The sequence below is a fragment of the Sphingobacterium rhinopitheci genome (assembly GCF_022627575.1).
Lineage (GTDB): Bacteria > Bacteroidota > Bacteroidia > Sphingobacteriales > Sphingobacteriaceae > Sphingobacterium > Sphingobacterium rhinopitheci.
In genome coordinates this window covers 46068-64918 of record NZ_JADEYQ010000014.1, presented here as the reverse complement: position 1 = coordinate 64918, position 18851 = coordinate 46068, and the positions used below count along the sequence as shown (strand labels likewise).

General features: G+C 35.8%; 17 protein-coding genes. 3 read left to right on the top strand and 14 right to left on the bottom strand.

Annotated elements, in window-relative coordinates; translation table 11 throughout:
* Window position 1: 1 nt before the first annotated feature.
* The 3 genes from IP023_RS12250 to IP023_RS12240 all read right to left on the bottom strand — a co-directional run bounded on the left by IP023_RS12250 (window position 2) and on the right by IP023_RS12240 (window position 2250).
* Complete coding sequence (locus tag IP023_RS12250) at window positions 2–1033, bottom strand: cytochrome-c peroxidase (protein WP_241790657.1); 1032 nt, start codon at window positions 1031–1033, stop codon at window positions 2–4.
* Window positions 1030–1830, bottom strand: a complete 801-nt coding sequence (locus IP023_RS12245; protein ID WP_241790656.1) for an MbnP family protein — start codon at window positions 1828–1830, stop codon at window positions 1030–1032. The genes IP023_RS12250 and IP023_RS12245 overlap by 4 nt, the downstream gene beginning before the upstream one ends.
* Window positions 1831–1914: 84 nt before the next feature.
* Window positions 1915–2250 (bottom strand): hypothetical protein, encoded by a 336-nt coding sequence (locus tag IP023_RS12240; RefSeq protein WP_241790655.1) that lies wholly within the window; start codon window positions 2248–2250, stop codon window positions 1915–1917.
* A gap of 155 nt (window positions 2251–2405) precedes the next feature.
* Here IP023_RS12240 and IP023_RS12235 point away from each other — a divergent pair, with 155 nt between their 5' ends.
* Together IP023_RS12235 and trxB are read left to right on the top strand one after the other, a co-directional pair.
* Window positions 2406–3344 (top strand): 3'-5' exonuclease, encoded by a 939-nt coding sequence (locus tag IP023_RS12235; RefSeq protein ID WP_241790654.1) that lies wholly within the window; start codon window positions 2406–2408, stop codon window positions 3342–3344.
* Between the two features lie 27 nt (window positions 3345–3371).
* Entirely contained in the window at window positions 3372–4319 is a 948-nt protein-coding gene (trxB, locus tag IP023_RS12230; RefSeq protein ID WP_241790653.1) for a thioredoxin-disulfide reductase, read from the top strand.
* Window positions 4320–4574: 255 nt separating this feature from the next.
* On the opposite strand, the gene IP023_RS12225 is transcribed toward trxB, so the two are convergent.
* From IP023_RS12225 to IP023_RS12195, 7 genes are all read right to left on the bottom strand, one after another.
* Entirely contained in the window at window positions 4575–5129 is a 555-nt protein-coding gene (locus IP023_RS12225; protein ID WP_241790652.1) for a DUF4256 domain-containing protein, read from the bottom strand.
* A 51-nt stretch (window positions 5130–5180) separates the two neighbouring features.
* Window positions 5181–6164 carry a lipoate--protein ligase gene (locus IP023_RS12220; protein ID WP_241790651.1) on the bottom strand — a complete coding sequence of 328 codons (984 nt, stop codon included), beginning with the start codon at window positions 6162–6164 and terminating at the stop codon, window positions 5181–5183.
* Window positions 6165–6385: 221 nt separating this feature from the next.
* The gene (locus IP023_RS12215) at window positions 6386–8599 is read right to left on the bottom strand and encodes an NADP-dependent isocitrate dehydrogenase (protein WP_241790650.1); all 2214 of its coding nucleotides are present in this window, start codon (window positions 8597–8599) and stop codon (window positions 6386–6388) included.
* A gap of 162 nt (window positions 8600–8761) precedes the next feature.
* Window positions 8762–9466 (bottom strand): hypothetical protein, encoded by a 705-nt coding sequence (locus tag IP023_RS12210; RefSeq protein WP_241790649.1) that lies wholly within the window; start codon window positions 9464–9466, stop codon window positions 8762–8764.
* A gap of 95 nt (window positions 9467–9561) precedes the next feature.
* Window positions 9562–10407: a hypothetical protein gene (locus IP023_RS12205; RefSeq protein WP_241790648.1), complete on the bottom strand. Its 846-nt coding sequence runs from the start codon at window positions 10405–10407 to the stop codon at window positions 9562–9564.
* 184 nt (window positions 10408–10591) lie between these two features.
* Complete coding sequence (locus tag IP023_RS12200; protein ID WP_241790647.1) at window positions 10592–11452, bottom strand: aminotransferase class IV; 861 nt, start codon at window positions 11450–11452, stop codon at window positions 10592–10594.
* A gap of 7 nt (window positions 11453–11459) precedes the next feature.
* Window positions 11460–12500, bottom strand: coding sequence for an RluA family pseudouridine synthase (locus IP023_RS12195; RefSeq protein WP_241790646.1), 1041 nt, complete (start codon window positions 12498–12500; stop codon window positions 11460–11462).
* Between the two features lie 92 nt (window positions 12501–12592).
* Between IP023_RS12195 and IP023_RS12190 the strand changes: the two genes are divergently transcribed.
* Window positions 12593–13471 (top strand): 1-aminocyclopropane-1-carboxylate deaminase/D-cysteine desulfhydrase, encoded by an 879-nt coding sequence (locus IP023_RS12190; RefSeq protein WP_241790645.1) that lies wholly within the window; start codon window positions 12593–12595, stop codon window positions 13469–13471.
* 71 nt (window positions 13472–13542) lie between these two features.
* On the opposite strand, the gene IP023_RS12185 is transcribed toward IP023_RS12190, so the two are convergent.
* The 4 genes from IP023_RS12185 to IP023_RS12170 all read right to left on the bottom strand — a co-directional run bounded on the left by IP023_RS12185 (window position 13543) and on the right by IP023_RS12170 (window position 18770).
* The gene (locus IP023_RS12185; RefSeq protein ID WP_241790644.1) at window positions 13543–14949 is read right to left on the bottom strand and encodes an alkaline phosphatase; all 1407 of its coding nucleotides are present in this window, start codon (window positions 14947–14949) and stop codon (window positions 13543–13545) included.
* 346 nt (window positions 14950–15295) lie between these two features.
* Window positions 15296–16477: a Na+/H+ antiporter NhaA gene (gene nhaA, locus IP023_RS12180; protein WP_241790643.1), complete on the bottom strand. Its 1182-nt coding sequence runs from the start codon at window positions 16475–16477 to the stop codon at window positions 15296–15298.
* Window positions 16478–16525: 48 nt separating this feature from the next.
* Window positions 16526–17860, bottom strand: a complete 1335-nt coding sequence (locus IP023_RS12175) for an ABC transporter permease (RefSeq protein ID WP_241790642.1) — start codon at window positions 17858–17860, stop codon at window positions 16526–16528.
* Window positions 17853–18770: an ABC transporter ATP-binding protein gene (locus IP023_RS12170; RefSeq protein ID WP_241790641.1), complete on the bottom strand. Its 918-nt coding sequence runs from the start codon at window positions 18768–18770 to the stop codon at window positions 17853–17855. Before IP023_RS12170 ends, IP023_RS12175 begins: the two co-directional genes overlap by 8 nt.
* Window positions 18771–18851: the final 81 nt, after the last annotated feature.

Here is an 18851-nt window from a genome sequence, read left to right as displayed (position 1 = left end):
TTTATTGTTCTTGGAAATGTTTATCATTTACAAATGATTCATCGTTTAGTGTATTTAGAAAGGCTGTCAATGATGCAACATCTTCTTCAGACAAATCAATTCTTCCCTTTTCTTTCAGAATAGGGTCTAGGTTTTGGGTATCTCTTATTTGGAACCTATAATGATTGATCACAGATTCTAGCGTATAGAATTTACCGTCATGCATATATGGTGCTGTATATTTTAGATTACGTAAGCTCGGAACCTTAAATTTCAATTTGTCTTCTTCTAGATTTGTGATATCATACCTTCCATAATCGTTGAATACATTGAGTGCTTGTCCATTATTTCTATAACTATAATCGGTAAATAGGGGCTCCTTATGACAGGTATTACATTGCGTTTTAAATATGTTATATCCAGTTAATTCTTGTGTTGTAAAGGTGGCCTTACCTGCTATGACTTGATCGTATTTTGAATTTGCGGATACCAACATAGCCATAAACTGTCCTAATGATTTTAATAAAGTGATGCTAGTAACTACACTAGAGCCATATGCTTTTTTAAATAAAGCAGGATAATCTTTGTTGGCGTTGAGCTTCGCAATGACGTTGCTGAGTTTTTCGTCCATCTCTACAGGATTTTCAATAGGAGCAGCAGGTGTGAGGTCTAAGTGTAGAACTCCACCATCCCAGAAAAAGCTATTTCCCCAAGCTAAATTCATAATGGGCATCGTATTGCGTGTACCCAATTGATCATCTATACCGTGGCTCAGATCATGTCCGTGATGTGTAAATGCATTCTGACTGATATGACAGCTTCCACAAGAGATTGTATTATTGCGTGATAATATAGGGTCATAAAATAATTTACGCCCCAAATCAAACTGCGCTTTTGAAATACTGTTGTATGCTAATTTATAGATGGGTTCAGGAAAATGTGCCGGTTTTATGAAGGTCATTTCATAGTCTATATCTTCCAAATTGTCCGCTTTATTACAAGCGACTATTAAAAAAATAATAGTCGCTAATACATTCCATTTACTTATTTTCATTCATCCAATTTTTGATAATTGTGCGTATGATCATGTGTAAACATAGTTGCATAGTTGTTTGCAATTTCTTGGTTTGGACCTGTTACCATCACCGTAGGGTTTGCAGCAAGGCTAATCTTGGTAGTACCATTGAATAAAGTCCCTACATCTGTAATTAAATGGATATCGGCACTTAGATTTTGCTGTACCTTTGCCGTACCTGCTGCATTGAGGTCTAGTTTGATAATTTTGTTATTATTTACCGTAGGGCTATTCATGCCGCCAAATAAGCCGATATGATATCTGAATTTTTTATCTTGACTGCTAGATGCTTCGGATGAACCTTCCATCTTAAAGAAAATATAACCACTATTCCAAGACCAGTACATATCGTTGTTGGCAATATCTAATACGCCAAGGCGGCCTTCCAATGGTTGTACATTGGTATTGCTATCGATCCCTAGATTAAACTCTAATGCGATGTATTCCCCTTCTGGCGCATCAAAGGTAGGTTGTAAAGATTCAATCTTGGATTCGTCAACCAAAAAGTAGCTATCATTTTGGGGTACTTCATATATGTCACCATTGGTCTTTGTTAGTTTTATATTACTGATATAATACTTAAGCATAGATATGCTGTATGTTTCATTTGAATTGTTGGTGTACAATTCGGTATCTAATACTAGGTTTTTACCGTGTGCAATATGGTCAAACTTGATTTTAACTTTACCCGTAGTGGCTGTATCGAAAGTAGTTTCTTTGCTACAGGACGCCAATAACGTTGCAAAAGCAGCCGCTATGAAAATAATTTTTTTCATTTGTAATTTTAAATTATAAGCAAATAGAATATTGACACTACTTTACAAAGTAGTGCAATGGTTGTTTTCTTGATTTTTGGTGAATCAACCTACAAGGGGCGGTCTGAAAACTGCTTGATTATAATCTGTGGGTGTCATATCCGATCGATATAATGGATATGCTGCTTTATCATAATAGAAAGTCGCAATAGCAGGAATCTCCATGCTATTGACAGCTACAAAATTTGCCTCGTAAAGATAAATTTTGAAATTCTTTTGTTCATTTTCCTGTTTGTCCTTTATCTTTTTCATCAAATAACATTGTCCATGACACGTGTTGTTTACCATATCACGTTGGATACAAAGGTATTTCTCGATATAGTTTTGATTGTAGTAGAAAGAGGTAGCAATGACGATGGTCATGTTACTTTGCAGTAACATGATAGGTATCATAAGATATAATAGCCATTTAGTCATGGGCACAAATGTAATAAGTACTTTCTTAATAATGAAGTAATGCCTGTAAATTATAATCTACATGTAAGGAATTACACTCAGTATTTTCGAATGTTCACATTAACGAGTATCTTTATGGCATGGAATTAAAATTGATTAGACCACTCGCTTTTTTCGATTTAGAGACGACAGGTGTAAATATAGCGGCAGATAAAATTGTAGAGATTGCAATTTTAAAAGTAATGCCTAATGGAGAAGAGCAGGTTTATCAGAAACGCGTTAATCCAGGTATGCCCATACCTTTGGCTTCATCGATGTTTCACGGCATCTACGATGATGATGTTAAAGACTTACCTATCTTTAAAGAATTGGCACCTGAAATAGCTGCTTTTATTGGTGATGCTGATTTAGCAGGATATAATTCTAATAAATTTGACATCCCAATGTTGATGGAAGAGTTTCTTGCCGCTGGCGTGGATTTTTCATTGGAAGGGCGTTCATTTGTGGATGTACAAAATATATTCCATCAAATGGAGCAACGTACATTAAAGGCTGCTTACAGATTCTATTGTAATGAAAATCTTGATAATGCACATACTGCTGAAGCTGATGTTAGAGCTACCTATGAAGTATTGAAAGCACAATTGTCGAAATATGAAAATGTAGCTTTCGAGAGTAAACATGGAGATGTTTCTTATCCAGTGGTAAATGATGTTACAGCATTGCATAATTTTACTAACCTTAGTAAGCCTGTAGATTTTGCAGGTCGATTGGTATATGATGAGGATGGAAATGTACTTATAAACTTTGGCAAGCATAAAGGAAAGAAAGTAACAGAAGTCTTTGATATCGAGCCTTCTTATTATGCTTGGATGCAAAATGGTGATTTCCCTTTATATACAAAGAAGGTGCTAGAAAATTTGTGGAATAAATATAAGGAAGAGCGTAAAGCACAGAAAGCAACCGCTCCTCAAGCAGTACCAGCAACTAGCAAAGCTAATACTACAGTTAAGAAGGAACCCGCAAAACCTATTACAACGGATATGCTTGCGGATTTGAAAGGTAAATTTGGAAAATAATAACTCAATATAAAAGGCTAAATAAATATGCAACAAGAAATAGAACACATACACTGTTTAATTATTGGTTCTGGTCCTGCAGGATATACTGCAGCGATATATGCCGCTCGTGCTGATATGAAACCTGTTGTGTATACAGGAATTGTTCCTGGTGGTCAGTTGACGCAAACAACGGAGGTTGATAACTTCCCCGGATATCCTCAAGGGATTACAGGACCTGTGATGATGGAAGATCTGCGTGTACAAGCGGAGAGATTCGGTACGCAAGTACGTTTTGGATATGCTACAAAAGTAGACTTCTCTACAGATGGTGGTATTCATACCGTAGAAATTGATGGTAATAAAACAGTTACTGCAGATACGGTAATTATTGCCACTGGTGCAACTGCCAAATGGTTAGGATTACCTTCTGAGGAGAAATATAATGGTTTTGGTGTTTCGGCATGTGCGGTATGTGACGGTTTCTTTTTCAAAGGCCAAGATGTCGCTATCGTCGGTGCTGGAGATACAGCAGCTGAAGAAGCTACTTACTTAGCTAAATTATGTAATAAGGTACATATGTTGGTACGTCGTGATGAATTTAGAGCCTCAAAAGCAATGGTTCACCGCGTATTAAATACCCCAAATATTGAAGTACATTACAACTCAGAGACCGAAGAGATTGTGGGTGATGGCCAAGTAGTGACTGGAGTGAAGGTTAAAAATAATGAAACTAATGAATCCAAAGTATTGGATGTAACAGGTTTCTTTGTTGCAATTGGTCATAAGCCTAATACGGAATTATTCAATGGGATATTGGATATGGATGAAACAGGTTATTTGATTACTAAACCTAATGCTACTGCAACGAATATACCAGGTGTATTTGCATGTGGTGATGTACAAGATAATATATACCGCCAAGCGATTACGGCAGCAGGTACAGGCTGTATGGCCGCATTGGAAGCGGAGCGTTACTTAGCTTCAAAAATTTAATAATTGGTTGATAGTTAGTTAACTATAAAATAGTGCTTGACGTAAAAGTTTAGCACTATTTTTTCTTAACAGAAATTCTATAGACATTCATTGATTATATTGATTATAATAGGGCATGCTGTTAGATTTATAATCGCCTATAGATTTTGACGCTACTTAAAAGCTCATATATTCTATTGTATAGCCTTAAAAAGCTGATACGATAGAAAGATATTTCAAGAAAATGCATATTCTTAACAAGCTATAACCGCATAGTTAAAGCCTTACAATTCCCCTAAATCCACGCGCTGCATAATAGGATTCCGCTCCATTGTGATAAACAAAAATATGATCATAGCGACGGTCGCCAAATATAGCTCCTTTTTTTGCACGTATAGCCTCGGGCGTCAGCAGCCAAGAAGATGTTTTGAGGTCAAACTCTTCTATGCTTTGTAGTTTACGGTATATTTCTTCATTTAGCAGTTCTATACCCATTTCTTTAGTCATATCTACGACATTGCCAATAGGTTTATTTTCTTTACGGCTATCCCAAGCCGCTTTATCATAGCATAGCGAACGTCTTCCTATTGGGGACTCTCTACTACAGTCACAATACGCTAAATGGTCGTGGTCGAGGATAATAACATCTGGTTCTCCGCCCGTATTTTCCATTTTGTAGATGGACAATATCTTTTGTGCTGATGCTAATAGGATAGAAGAGACGACAGACCAATCCACTGAAGGATGACGATGCATATGCTGATCAAATCTATTCTTTAAAACCTCCAACAGGTGGTTTTGTTCTATTTGGGTTAAGAGGGTGTTAGACATTGTATTATAATGTTAAATGAGGACTAACACCTAAGTTAATACTAATATCTATTATTTGAAAATAGCTAAAATCTCTTCCAAGGATACTTTACCAAAATAGTCCGTGATATTGTTGTCTTGTAAAATGGTACGTATCGCGTTCTCTTCGTGTTTGGCACCGATCAGTTTTTGCTCCAATTCTTCAATAGGTTTGGAGGCGAAGAAGTCGCCGAAGATTTTGATATGTGCTATATGACCTTTATGTACATCGAGATGGATTTCAATAAATCCTGCAGGTACTTTATTTGCTTTTTTGAAGTTGTATGCCGGTGAGAAGCCAAAATTCCAATCCCAGGTTTCGTATTTCTCTTCCACCAATTTGTTGATTTCGGCGATATCTTGATCACTCAAATTATACACTTTAGCCTCATCATTTTGGGTTTTTATTTCCGCTATAAATAACTTCTTAAATGTATCGGTAGTGGTATTTTTAGGTAAATAGTTTATTAATTTCGTGACACGTGATCTATTGGATTTTACAGCTTTATCGATAAATTTTAAAGGATTAACCTTCAAAGCATCGGCTAATATTTCCATTTCAGAATTGATTAAGATAGTACCATGCTGAATCATCTTGCCGGACTTTACTAATTTAGCATTTCCACTGAATTTTTTACCTTCTACCAATAGGTCATTTCTTCCTTCCAGCTTGGCGGGGACATCGAGCTTATTTAGCAAACTAACAACAGGTTCTGTAAATGTAGCAAAGTCTGTGAAATCTTTGTCGCCAAGTAAAGTATGAAAAGAGAAATTCAAATTGCCTAGGTCATGGTATACGGCACCACCGCCAGACATTCTGCGTACTACTTTAATACCTTTAGTATTGACATAGTCTAAATTGATTTCTGCTAAGGTATTTTGGAATTTACCGATGATAATAGAAGGAGCATTCACATAGAATAACAATATATCTTCTTGGGGAAATTTAGTCAATAAAAATTCTTCCGTAGCAATATTGAAGTACGCGTTATTTGATGGAGAGTCGATGATGATCATAATGCTTTTATTTACTACAAAAATACGTAGATTTTAAACGATTATTTAATTAATGCTTAAATATTTATAGGCTCTTTGTCATCATATTTATATTTAAAGATTTCAATTTTGTGCATTATTTTATCTCGCGAAAGTACTAGTTTGAATAAAATATAAGCATAAAAAAAAGGGACTTCTCATATACCTGAAAAGTCCCTTTAATATAATAGAAAGGCTTATTACTATAAAGCAGCAATAGCGCTATTTAATGTCGCCGAAGGACGTAATGCTTGAGTTGCTAACTCATCATTAGGGAAGTAGTATCCACCAATATTTTGAGCAGCACCTTGTGCAGCGATCAATTCTTCGTTGATCTTAGCTTCGTTAGCCGTTAATGTTTCTGCTAGAGTAGCAAAAGCAGCAGCTAATTCAGCATCTTTCGTTTGTTTAGCCAACTCTTGTGCCCAGTATAATGTTAAGTAGAAGTGAGAACCGCGGTTGTCAATTTGACCTACTTTACGTGCTGGAGACTTATCATTTGCTAAGAATAAAGCGTTAGCCTCATCCAATGCATCCGCCAATACTTGTGCTTTAGCGTTATTTTGTGTTTGTGCTAAGTGCTCGAAAGAAGCTTGTAAAGCCAAGAACTCACCTAATGAATCCCAACGTAAGTAACCTTCTTCTAAGAATTGCTCTACGTGCTTAGGAGCAGAACCACCAGCACCTGTTTCGAACAAGCCACCACCGTTCATTAATGGAACGATAGATAACATTTTCGCTGAAGTACCTACTTCTAAGATAGGGAACAAATCTGTTAAGTAGTCACGCAATACGTTACCTGTAACAGAGATTGTATCTTCACCTTCACGGATACGGTCTAAAGAGAATTTTGTAGCTTCGATTGGTGACATCACGAAGATATCTAAACCATTCGTATCGTAGTCAGCTAAATATTTCTCTACTTTCTTGATGATCTCTCTATCGTGAGCACGAGCTTCATCCAACCAGAATACTGCAGGTGTAGCAGACAAACGAGCGCGGTTTACAGCCAACTTAACCCAGTCTTGGATAGGCGCATCTTTTGTTTGACACATACGGAAGATATCACCAGCTTCAACAGCTTGATCCATCAATATTGTACCATTAGCATCTACTACTTGAATACTACCTTTTGCGGTAGCTTGGAATGTTTTGTCGTGAGAACCGTATTCCTCTGCTTTTTGTGCCATCAAACCTACGTTTGGAACAGAACCCATCGTTTGTGGATCCAAAGCACCATTTTCTTTACAGTCTTCGATTACAGCTTCATATACACCAGCGTAAGAACGGTCAGGGATCATAGCGATAGTATCACGCTCAGCACCTGTTTTGTCCCACATCTTTCCGCCAATACGAATCATAGCAGGCATAGAAGCATCTACGATGACGTCTGAAGGTACGTGTAAGTTAGTGATACCTTTGTCTGAGTTAACCATTGCTAAATCAGGACCATTAGCGATAGCAGCCTCAATTGCAGCTTTAACTTCAGCTTCTTTTTCGTTACCCGCTATTTTAGCGAATATCTCACCTAAGCCGTTGTTTTTGTTGATATCTAAAGAATCGAATAATTCGCCGTATTTTGCAAATACATCTTTGAAATATACTTCTACGATAGCACCGAAGATGATAGGGTCAGATACTTTCATCATCGTAGCTTTTAAGTGAGCAGACAATAAAATACCTTCAGCCTTAGCTTCAGCGATAGTAGCAGCAACAAATTCTTTTAATTTAGCTACGTTTAATACCGAAGAATCGATTACTTCACCTGCTTTTAAAGCAGCTAAGCCTTTCAATTCTTTTACAGAACCATCTTCAGCAACGAAATTGATTTTATATTGAGAGTCGTTCTCTATAGTTACTGATTGCTCTGTAGCGTAGAAATCACCTTCAGTCATGGAAGCTACTTTAGTTTTGCTGTCTGCAGCCCAAGCGCCCATACGGTGAGGGTTAGCTTTAGCGTAGTTTTTAACCGCTTTTGGCGCACGACGATCAGAGTTACCTTCACGTAATACTGGGTTTACTGCAGAGCCTAAAATTTTAGCATATGTAGCTTTTATTTTCTCTTCTTCAGGAGTTGTTGCAGGATCTGGATAAGTAGGAACTGCGTAACCTGCTTTTTGTAATTCAGCAATTGCTCCTTTCAATTGAGGGATAGAAGCCGAAATGTTTGGTAATTTGATGATGTTAGCATCTGGAGTAGTTGCTAATTGACCTAATTCAGCTAAAGCATCCGCCGTCTGTTGCTCAGGCGTCAAATATTCGTTGAAATTAGCAAGGATACGTCCTGCTAATGAAATATCTCTTAATTCTACATCGATATCCGCTGTCTTCGCGAAAGCTTGTACAATTGGTAAAAACGAATAAGTCGCCAATAATGGCGCTTCGTCCGTTTTAGTGTAAATGATTTTAGATGACATAGTTTCTATTGAAATTATATTAATTTTTTTTACTAGAAATTTAAAGAATGACATCGGAAATGCCTGATTCTCTAATTTCGCTTAAAGATAAGAAAATGAAAATTAAATAACTACATCGACTTTAAATATGACTGAAATAGGAAGTTGAGTGGCATGAATTGATTATTTCTGCCTAATTATGATCGCCCCATACCTTGCATTTGTACCATATATGGCCGTTGCTGCAGCAGGGTGTAATGTCGTAACCTCAAATGTATCCTTATCAAGTGCCAGCGCATGATATTGTCTAGGGGTGATACGCTTATCTTTTAATAGTATCATTGGATGATAGCTTAGGTCTTTTATCATATTATTTTGTTTCCAATAGAAGTTGTTATTGTAACAATATTCTCCATCAGGAAGATTTTTCATAAATACCTTATGGAGGTCATGAGGTACCACTGGATTCCAGCGTGCATAGAAAGCATCTATCAGTTCTCGTTGGGCAGTATCGGTAGTCAAGAGGATAGTTTTTATTTTTTTACTGCTTCCATTTTTTGTGCGGTAACTGATCTCAAATGGCCTGCAATCTATACAATAGTTGGTATTGGGTTGTATAGATAATATCTTAGATTGTAAAACTGCCGCTATGAATGATGTAGCCATAGCGGTAGGCATCTCAAAAATAGAATCTATTCTTTTAGTTTTGTAGGAATTGTCTTCGTACACGACTTGGTCAATATAATCAGCTACATATAGATTTCCATCTTTGTACGTGTAAGCCCCAAAATATAGCTCCGATATAGAATCATTTGTTATAACAAGCGAAGCTGAGGCTACACTTATTTTCATCAGTACTAGAAACACGAACAATAGTACTTTGGACATAATTATATTCTTGAAAAATACGTAATCTTATTGATTTAAATCTATTGGTAGCATTAATACTCAATATAGAAAGTAGTAATCGTAGTTAGGTGTGGCTACAATATTTTATCAATTCTTAGATTGCTAATATAAAATTTGGCCGTAGTATCATCGGAATTAACAGCTACATAAAAATATTTCTTCGTCATGGGGTCAACCATTTCGGTATCTAATATTTTATAATCATTGATATAGGTGCACATCTTTTCTCCAGTCACCATAATCTTTACTTTCATTATATCATTCACAAAATAGGACATATTAGCCTTTACTTCACTCCGTTTCGCGGGCTGCACCTCTTTACTCGCAAATTCGAATACGTTAAATCGGTAGGAAGCTTTTATATTAATTGGATTTTGATAAGCTAAGTAATGATGTTTGGAAACACCTTTTTCATAATCAAAACCAAAATTAACTTCAAATTCATGCTTCGTATCTGAGGTACTCAATAGGTCAAATTCTAAGGTGAAATTCTCAGGTATGCGTACCAATTCCTTTATCTTATAGGTGTTTGCATTAAATAGCTCTAACCAATGGCCATCGGCAATATCAACCGTATTTACAGCACCTCTGCCATTACTTGTCCATCTTTTGGCCATTTCACCTGTATTATCCTGAGCGAAGTCATCAATAAAGATAGTTTCGCTACCACGTGTATAATCATATTCCATCTTGTTCAGTTCTTTGAAAGGACTTCTTTGAGAACTATTGCTGGTGGAAGTAGGTGTGCTGCGTTGTTTTTGTGTTGTAGAGCTTGTTGTGGTTTCAACGGTTTTATCTAGAATTGTTTCGGCTTTTTGTTCTATTTTTTTGCCTATATTTTTTAAAATTTGAGCTTGCGAATTAGATGATATTGCTATTAATATCGGAATAGCAAGGAAAGTCAAACAGGTTCTTTTCATAGCGATAATAGTAGTGGTGTTATTGGTATTGTATAACAATAATACGAAGAAATGATTATAATCGCTACAGCATATTTTTGGAAAATGAGTAATATCTTGACGGATGATTGAAGTTATTACTAAAAAATGCCGACTATATAGTGTGATTTATAGTCGGCATTTGTCTTTATTATTTAACGATCAGTTAGTCTTCTTCTTCTTCATAAGACCATGTTTTAAGTCTTTCTTGCAGTACGCGTGATATTTTATTGAAGTACCGCTTTTGTTTGTAACCCATTACCCATTGAATACCTTGTATAGCATTAGTACAGAATATTTCATCTGCTTTTTTCATGATCGCTGGGTTTATTTGTGCTTCGACAACAGGGATGCCTTCGGCTTCAGCGATATCCATCACTACACGACGCATTACGCCATTGATACATCCTTGATTTAGTGCGGGAGTATATAGTGTTTTCTCATAATAAACGAAAACATTAGAACTTAATCCTTCACAAAGGTAGCCTTCTTGATTGATGATTAGTACGTCATCAAAATCAAACTTTTGCTTGTACAGTCCTGCCATCACATAGATCAATGCATTGTTTGATTTTATATCTGAAAGGTCACTATATGATTTTTTGTACTCTTCATATAATCCAACGATTAACCCTATTTTCTTGTCCTTAAGAGAGGTGATAATTCGATCCACTTGTATTATGAAACCTGCTTTGTTAGAAATAGGAGCATATAAACCCCCACCATCTCTATAGACAATAAGACGTACGCGAACACGTTGACCGATCATGTTATTTTTGCGGATTAATTCGTCTGTTGCTATTTTAATGAAATATTCATCAAATTTTTGCGGATTATCAAAATGTAACCTTTCCATACTCGATTGCAACCGCTCGACATGAAAAGGAAGGAAACGTATCTCGCCATTTTGATACAACATCGTTTCAAACAAACCGTCCCCATAACGAAATGCACGACTGTCTGCTGTTATAATATTTGTTTCTTGAGGTACTAGCGTACCGTTGTGATTAATATAATGAACCGGCATAAATAAATTAAGGATTGACTAATTTTTCGGCTACATAGGCACGCCATTTATCTAGTGCTAACGTAAAATCTTTTGGTAAAGGCATTTCAAATTCTACTCTTTCTTTAGAAATAGGATGGATGAAGCCTAAGTTTTTGGCATGTAGCGCTTGTCTAGGTAATAACTGAAAGCAATTGTCTACAAATTGTTTATACTTACTGAATACCGTTCCTTTGACAATTCTGTCACCACCATAGGAGGCATCGTTAAATAAAGGATGGCCAATAGATTTCATATGCGTACGAATCTGATGTGTTCTTCCAGTCTCCAATTCACACTCTATCAAAGTTACAAATCCCAAACGTTCCAATACTTTGTAATGTGTAACGGACCATTTTCCTTTGGTATCGTCTTCGTGCATACTCATCACACGTCTATCTTTAGGGTCACGTCCGATAAAGCCTGTGACTGTACCATCTTCTTGCAAATCTCCCCATACTAGCGCTACGTATTTACGGGTGATGCTGTGTTCAAAGAATTGCTTTGCTAGGAATGTCATTGCCCATTCACTTTTGGCAATAACTAATAGGCCTGAAGTATCTTTGTCGATACGGTGAACTAATCCCGGTCTTCCTGTATTACCAGGTAAGGTAGGTAATTGATTAAGGTGAAAAGTCAAAGCATTGACTAATGTTCCCGTAAAATTATTAAACCCTGGGTGAACAACCATTCCTGGCATTTTGTTGACGATAAGTAAATCATCATCTTCATAAATAATATCTAATGGTATATCTTCAGGGTAGACTTCAGTATCTCTAGGAGGGTCAGGTAACACAATCGTAACGACATCCAAAGGCTTTACTTTATAGCTTGCCTTAACTATATTGTCGTTAACACGAACGTTACCTGCATCGATAGCATTTTGAATACGATTACGCGATGTATTCTCTACTCTATTCATTAAGAATTTATCCAAACGAATCATCGTAAGGCCTTTTTCAACCTCTATGCGTAGGTGCTCAAATAATTCTTTCTCTTCTTGTTCTTGTAAATCTATATCTTGATGCATATTACAAAAATAAGGGAATTCATGTAAAAACTGTTAACTTTGAAGGAATAGAATGAAATATATCTTTCAGATAACTATTTATAAGGTATTAAATGCAAATTAACAGCCCTGAACTCGTCTTAAATCATCCGTTATATTCTCAAAAGCAAGTAACTGTTCATATTAAAAGAGATGATATGATTCACCCGTTTATATCGGGTAATAAATGGCGAAAATTGAAATATAACCTTGTTGAAGCCGAAAATCAAGGTAAAAAGAAATTGTTAACTTTTGGTGGCGCTTGGTCTAATCATTTATTGGCTACCGCTTGTACAGGAGCTATATACGGCTATAAAACCAAAGCATTTGTTCGTGGCGAAGAAGTTGTCAACCCTGTACTTACCATGTGTCAAATGTTTGGAATGATTATTCAATTTGTTGATCGAGATAGTTATCGTGATAAAAAGGCCTTGTTTGAAAGCCTTGAAAGTAATGAAGATTATTATTTTATAGATGAAGGGGGATCCGGAATCGAAGCTACCCGTGGATGCGCTGAGTTAATCGAAGAGCTAACTAATGAGTATGAAGCTATATTTTGTGCCGCAGGAACGGGCGCGACGGCTGCAGGCTTAGCCATTGGCATTGACAAAATTGGCTTAAATACGAACTTACATGTGGTTCCTGTTTTGAAAGGAGGTACCTTTATATATGATGAAATGAAAGCATTGGGGGCATCTTTAGATAAAACAATATTACATACAGATTACCACTTTGGTGGCTACGCCAAAACGAAACCTGAGCTCATCCAGTTTGTTAAAGAATTTGTTGCACAGACAGGAGTAATGATAGAACCTACTTATACGGGAAAAGCGCTATTTGCTTTGCATGATTTAATTGCTAAGGATCATTTTGAAATAGATAGTAAAATTCTATTTGTACATACAGGTGGCCTAACGGGATTGTTAGGAATGCTAGATAAATTTAGTTTTTAGGTTAATAGCTTTACAGAAAAAGGGAAAACGTTGTCGTTTTCCCTTTTTTTACACCTCTTAATTTTGATGTTTTATAAATTTAATCCTGCAGCTTCAGCTATTTTTTTAGGAATATCTGTATTGTCCATTTTGTGGTTAAATGACTCAGCGCCAGCTCCGATAGCATAAACGGGGATATAGGCTGCCGAATGGCTTCCTGAAGCCCACGATACACTCGATAGCTTATTCAAAATACCGACAGCCAAGGAAGCTATTTTATCATCATTGGCATATAAGCTTTTACTCGTTTCATTTTGATGATCTATAAAGCTTTTTTTGTACGCATCTTTTAATAAAGATTCCTCTTTTTCATTAATTTTTATTGCCGTCCAAAGACCCAGATTTTCAGCCAATAGTCCTTTTACATCGTCCCAAGAAGCATTTGGTTTATCTGTTCTCAATTTGCCTATTTTTTTGGATAGGATTTCTTGTGATGATTTTTGACTACTTAGGTTACGTGTTTTTAAGGTTGAGCTACCATTGCCTAATATCAAACCGCCCGTTTCGTGGTCTGCTGTTACTACGATTAGTGTTTCTTTAGGGTGTTTTTTATAGAAATCGTACGCTAGCTGCACCGATTTATTGAAATCTAATACTTCTTTTACTGTTGTGGCAGCATCATTTGCATGGGATGACCAGTCTATTTTACCGCCTTCCACCATTAAGAAAAAACCTGCTTTAGAGCTGCTTAATGATTCAATAGCAGATTGGGTGATGTCAGCAAGATTCATGTCATTAGGCTCTTGGTCAATAGCATATTTTAAGGAGCCTGAATTCGTAACATCATCATTAATAAGAATTATTTTTTTGTTTTTATCTTTTTCATTATTGTAGCCTTTACGTCCTTTTACGATGGTATACCCTGCATTTGTTAATACACCTTCAATAGCTGGCGCATCCTTTTTGTCATAGGTTTTAGTAGGATTTATAAATCCTGAGCCCCCAAAGAAATCAAAGTTTGATTTAGTGATGTCATTCGCTATTTCGTAATATTTATTACGATTAGATTGGTTTGAATAGAAGGAAGCAGGAGTAGCGTGGTCGATACTTACTGAGGTAGTAACACCGACTTTCATTCCTTTTTCTTTCGCTGCATAAGCAATACTTTTGTAAGGGATTGTACCAGTGCTATCCATACTGATGACACCATTTTTAGTTTTTTTACCTACTGCAAGGGCACTTCCGCCAGCAGCTGAATCCGTAACGCCGTTGGATTGAGAGTGCGAAGTAGCAAATGTCGCAAAGGGGAATTGTGAAAATATTAATGCTGTATTTCCAATTTCATTTTTAAGATCTGATTGATATACTTCAGATAGGTTTACATGATTTAATCCCATACCATCACCAATAAAATAAAATATGTATTTAGGTTGTTGGGCGAATGATGGCAGTGCAAATAGTACCGCCAATGATAAGGATAGAAAAGTTTTTTTATTCATGAGTAATTTTCAAATTTGAGTAAAAATAGGAGATGTAGTTTAAGTATATGTTAAGTTACGGTAAAACATTATAAAAAAAGGTATATGTATCAATTTTTTTATAATTGTAATGCTGGTTTATAGTGTTGGATACATGTTTTATTGTTAAAAATAATAAACTCCTGAGTTTGGGGATCTCAGGAGTTTTACTAAACCAATTATTAACCTAAATTATGAAATTATAGTACTATAACGGTCTAATACAATGTTCAGTATTTGTTTTTGGATGATTTAACATTTATTTAACAAAAAAAGGAATAGATTCTATTCATATCTATTCCTTTTTCTGTGGTGATAACTAATTTTATTATTGTAATTTATCTTGCTTTTTACTTAATGCTGATAAATATAAATACCCCAATAATCCTGCTAATAAAGAAGCCACTAGAACTGATAATTTAGCCTCTTCAATATGTAATGGATCACTAAAGGAAAGCATAGCGACAAATATCGACATGGTAAATCCGATTCCACCTAACATACCTACACCCAGCATGTGTTTCCAACTAGCGCCTTCTGGTAAGTTGGCAATTTTACTTTTAACACATACCCAACACGTAAATAGAATACCTAACGATTTTCCTACAACAAGACCTAGAATAATTCCTAGTCCCATTGATGACGTTAATCCTCCGATCATCTCACTATGCAAGATGATAGCGGTATTGACGAAAGCAAATATCGGAATGATGATAAAGTTTACGGGCTTTACTAATAAATGTTCTAATTTTTCTAATGGTGACTCTTTGTCATCCACAGTAGTCGGTAACGTCATGGCTGTTAATACACCCGCTATCGTTGCGTGGATACCCGAATGGTGAATAAAGTACCACATAAATATTCCTGGAATAAGGTAATATAGTAGGTTTTTGAAGCCTAATCTATTAAAAGCGATTTGTAGTAGAAATAAACCAAAAGCATACAATAGATAAGTATATTGTAGTTCTCCGGAATAAAATATGGCTATTACTAATATAGCGAGCAAATCATCTACAATAGCTAATGCTGCCAGAAATATTTTTAGACTAGCAGGAACTTTAGAGCCTAGCATAGATATAACCGCCAAGGCAAAAGCGATGTCTGTAGCCATTGGAATACCCCAGCCGTGGTGAGTATCTTGATTGTGGTTGAATATGACGTAGATTAAAGCAGGAACAATTGCGCCACCAACTGCAGCAAAAATCGGTAAGGCTGCTTTTTTGGGAGAAGCTAATTCACCTTCTACGAGCTCTCTTTTTATTTCTAATCCTACAAGAAGGAAAAAGATAGCCATTAGACCATCATCTATCCATTGTTTAATGGAATAATTAAGGTGTATATTGTTATTTTCAAAGCCAACTTTACTATCTAAAAATGATAGAAGAGAGGGCCCTAAAGGAGAGTTTGCTATTATTAAAGCTAATATTACACATATGAATAATAAAATACCTCCCCCCGTACTCGAAGCAAAAAATTCTTTAAAGGATTTTAAATTGATAAGTTTTGTCATTGTTATTATTTTGTAAGCATCTATATTAATAAGGAAGTCAAATATACATTAACTTTTATAATTAAACCATTTAATCAGCTCTTTCAAGGTGGCTTTCTTGCCATACATGAGTATGCCAACTCTATATATACGTGCCGCTACCCATGTTGTTAAAATAAAACCAACAACTAGTAAACTAGCTGACACTACAATCTGCCAGGTCGGCACTCCAAATGGTATCCGGACAAGCATGGCGATAGGTGAGGTCAATGGGATAAAACTTAGCCAGGTCGCCACAGCACCATGTGGGTCGTTGATAAGCACGCCAAAGGAAAGTGCGTATGTCAATAGTAATGGCATAGTGATAGGCATGGTAAATTGGGAAGCTTCAGTTTCGCTATCAATAGCAGAGCCAACAGCTGCAAATAGAGCACTATAAATCAAATAACCTCCTAAGAAAAATATAAAAAAGCAAACTATAATTTCAGTAATATTTACGGTTTGTAAAATATTAAGAATCTCAGATTGTGGTAATTCCATGGTAGAGTCGGCGGAAGCCGCGTCGGTTAATACTGTATTTTGAGCAGAACCATTTAATAGTTGATTGCTTAATTCATCTTTACTAACCAAAAATGTGGAGGCTACTCCTGCGAGGACTAAAGTGAGTAAAAACCACAAGAAAAATTGTGTTAATCCCACTAAACCTATACCTATTATTTTACCCATCATCAATTGAAAAGGTTTTACAGAAGAGATTATAACTTCTATTATGCGTGAGCTTTTCTCTTCTACTATGCCACGCATTACTTGTGAACCATACAAGAATAAAGATAGGTAGATTAGCACGGATAATGCGATAGCGATAAGCATAGCCACCTCGGTATTACTCTCTTTTGTATCGCCATCGATACCAATTTCCTTTGCTGAAATAGCAACTTCCGAATTTATAGCATCAATATGACTAATATTTATTCCTAAAGCTTCCAATTGATGATTTCTTAAGATGTCTGAAAGGTCATTTTGAATTTCTTTTTGGGTAGAGATATTCAATTTGCCGGAAGACAGGAATTCTGCTTTTTTTGTATCATAGAAATTTTTCGGTATCAATAGGATACTTGTGTTTTTGTCCTCACTATCCAACCGTGCTAGTTGTGTTTGTAAGTCTTTATTTTCTTGTATATAGGTGATATTTTTATTCGATTTTAATTGTGTAGCAACAGATCCTTCATCATCGATGATATATACCAAACCATGTGTATCATCAAAGCTTTTTTTAGTTAGATATATGATACCTACGTACAATCCTATGAAGAATAGAGGTACTAGAAATGTAGTTAATAAAAAGGATCTTTTGCGAACTCGAGTTAGATATTCACGTTGTATGATAAGTAATATTTTATTCATGTTCGCTTAGATTAGTAGTGACTTTTTCGATAAAAATATCATGTATTGAAGGGATTATTTCTTGAATTTGTAATATATCTAGTTTATCTAGCATATAACTAATCGCTTGGTTTAGGGTAACTCCATCGTTAAGTTTGATTTTTAATTGAGACTCTGCATCTACACCTTGTTTGTTGTCTAGAATATGAAATAAATTATTGTCCGCTATACTGGAGTAGGTTTTGTAATCCACGGTATACGTATGTGTCGTATATTGCTTTTTAATGTCTTTGACCGAACCGTCTAATATTTTTTTGGACTTATTAATTAAAGCTATATTATCACACAATTCTTCCACAGTTTCCATGCGATGGGTTGAATATATAATAGTAGCCCCATTTTTATTAAGTTCAAGAATTTCATCTTGGATGATTTGGGCATTGACAGGGTCAAATCCGGAAAATGGCTCGTCTAGAATAATAAGCTTGGGGTCATGAAGAACGGTAGCTACAAATTGTACTTTCTGTTGCATGCCCTTGCTTAAATCTTCAACTTTTTTGTCCCACCAATTTGTTATATCTAGTTTTTCAAACCAATAGCTCAATCGTTTTTTAGATTCTTGTTTACTTAATCCTTTTAATTGGGCTAAGTATATCATTTGTTCGCCAACTTTCATTTTTTTATAAAGACCACGTTCCTCGGGCAAATAACCAATTTGTTCTATGTGTTGAGGAGTTAAAATTTCATTATTGAAATAAATGACGCCAGAATCTGGTGCTGTGATTTGATTGATAATACGTATAAGTGAAGTTTTGCCAGCGCCATTGGGCCCTAATAGTCCAAATATTTTACCTTCGGGGATAAGTAATGACACATCATCTAAGGCGCGATGTAAGGCGTATTGTTTAACTATATTTTTAATTTCTAGCATGCGAGATAAAATTGAAGACCCTAAAATACTAAAAACAATGGAGCTTTACGGGATAAGATTGCCATGATACGTTATTCTAAA

Bases quoted from the DNA above. Each gene is read 5' to 3' on its own strand.
- IP023_RS12250 (WP_241790657.1), bottom strand. From the start codon at position 1,033: ATGAAAATAAGTAAATGGAATGTATTAGCGACTATTATTTTTTTAATA.
- IP023_RS12245 (WP_241790656.1), bottom strand. From the start codon at position 1,830: ATGAAAAAAATTATTTTCATAGCGGCTGCTTTTGCAACGTTATTGGCG.
- IP023_RS12240 (WP_241790655.1), bottom strand. From the start codon at position 2,250: ATGTTACTGCAAAGTAACATGACCATCGTCATTGCTACCTCTTTCTAC.
- IP023_RS12235 (WP_241790654.1), top strand. From the start codon at position 2,406: ATGGAATTAAAATTGATTAGACCACTCGCTTTTTTCGATTTAGAGACG.
- trxB (WP_241790653.1), top strand. From the start codon at position 3,372: ATGCAACAAGAAATAGAACACATACACTGTTTAATTATTGGTTCTGGT.
- IP023_RS12225 (WP_241790652.1), bottom strand. From the start codon at position 5,129: ATGTCTAACACCCTCTTAACCCAAATAGAACAAAACCACCTGTTGGAG.
- IP023_RS12220 (WP_241790651.1), bottom strand. From the start codon at position 6,164: ATGATCATCATCGACTCTCCATCAAATAACGCGTACTTCAATATTGCT.
- IP023_RS12215 (WP_241790650.1), bottom strand. From the start codon at position 8,599: ATGTCATCTAAAATCATTTACACTAAAACGGACGAAGCGCCATTATTG.
- IP023_RS12210 (WP_241790649.1), bottom strand. From the start codon at position 9,466: ATGTCCAAAGTACTATTGTTCGTGTTTCTAGTACTGATGAAAATAAGT.
- IP023_RS12205 (WP_241790648.1), bottom strand. From the start codon at position 10,407: ATGAAAAGAACCTGTTTGACTTTCCTTGCTATTCCGATATTAATAGCA.
- IP023_RS12200 (WP_241790647.1), bottom strand. From the start codon at position 11,452: ATGCCGGTTCATTATATTAATCACAACGGTACGCTAGTACCTCAAGAA.
- IP023_RS12195 (WP_241790646.1), bottom strand. From the start codon at position 12,500: ATGCATCAAGATATAGATTTACAAGAACAAGAAGAGAAAGAATTATTT.
- IP023_RS12190 (WP_241790645.1), top strand. From the start codon at position 12,593: ATGCAAATTAACAGCCCTGAACTCGTCTTAAATCATCCGTTATATTCT.
- IP023_RS12185 (WP_241790644.1), bottom strand. From the start codon at position 14,949: ATGAATAAAAAAACTTTTCTATCCTTATCATTGGCGGTACTATTTGCA.
- nhaA (WP_241790643.1), bottom strand. From the start codon at position 16,477: ATGACAAAACTTATCAATTTAAAATCCTTTAAAGAATTTTTTGCTTCG.
- IP023_RS12175 (WP_241790642.1), bottom strand. From the start codon at position 17,860: ATGAATAAAATATTACTTATCATACAACGTGAATATCTAACTCGAGTT.
- IP023_RS12170 (WP_241790641.1), bottom strand. From the start codon at position 18,770: ATGCTAGAAATTAAAAATATAGTTAAACAATACGCCTTACATCGCGCC.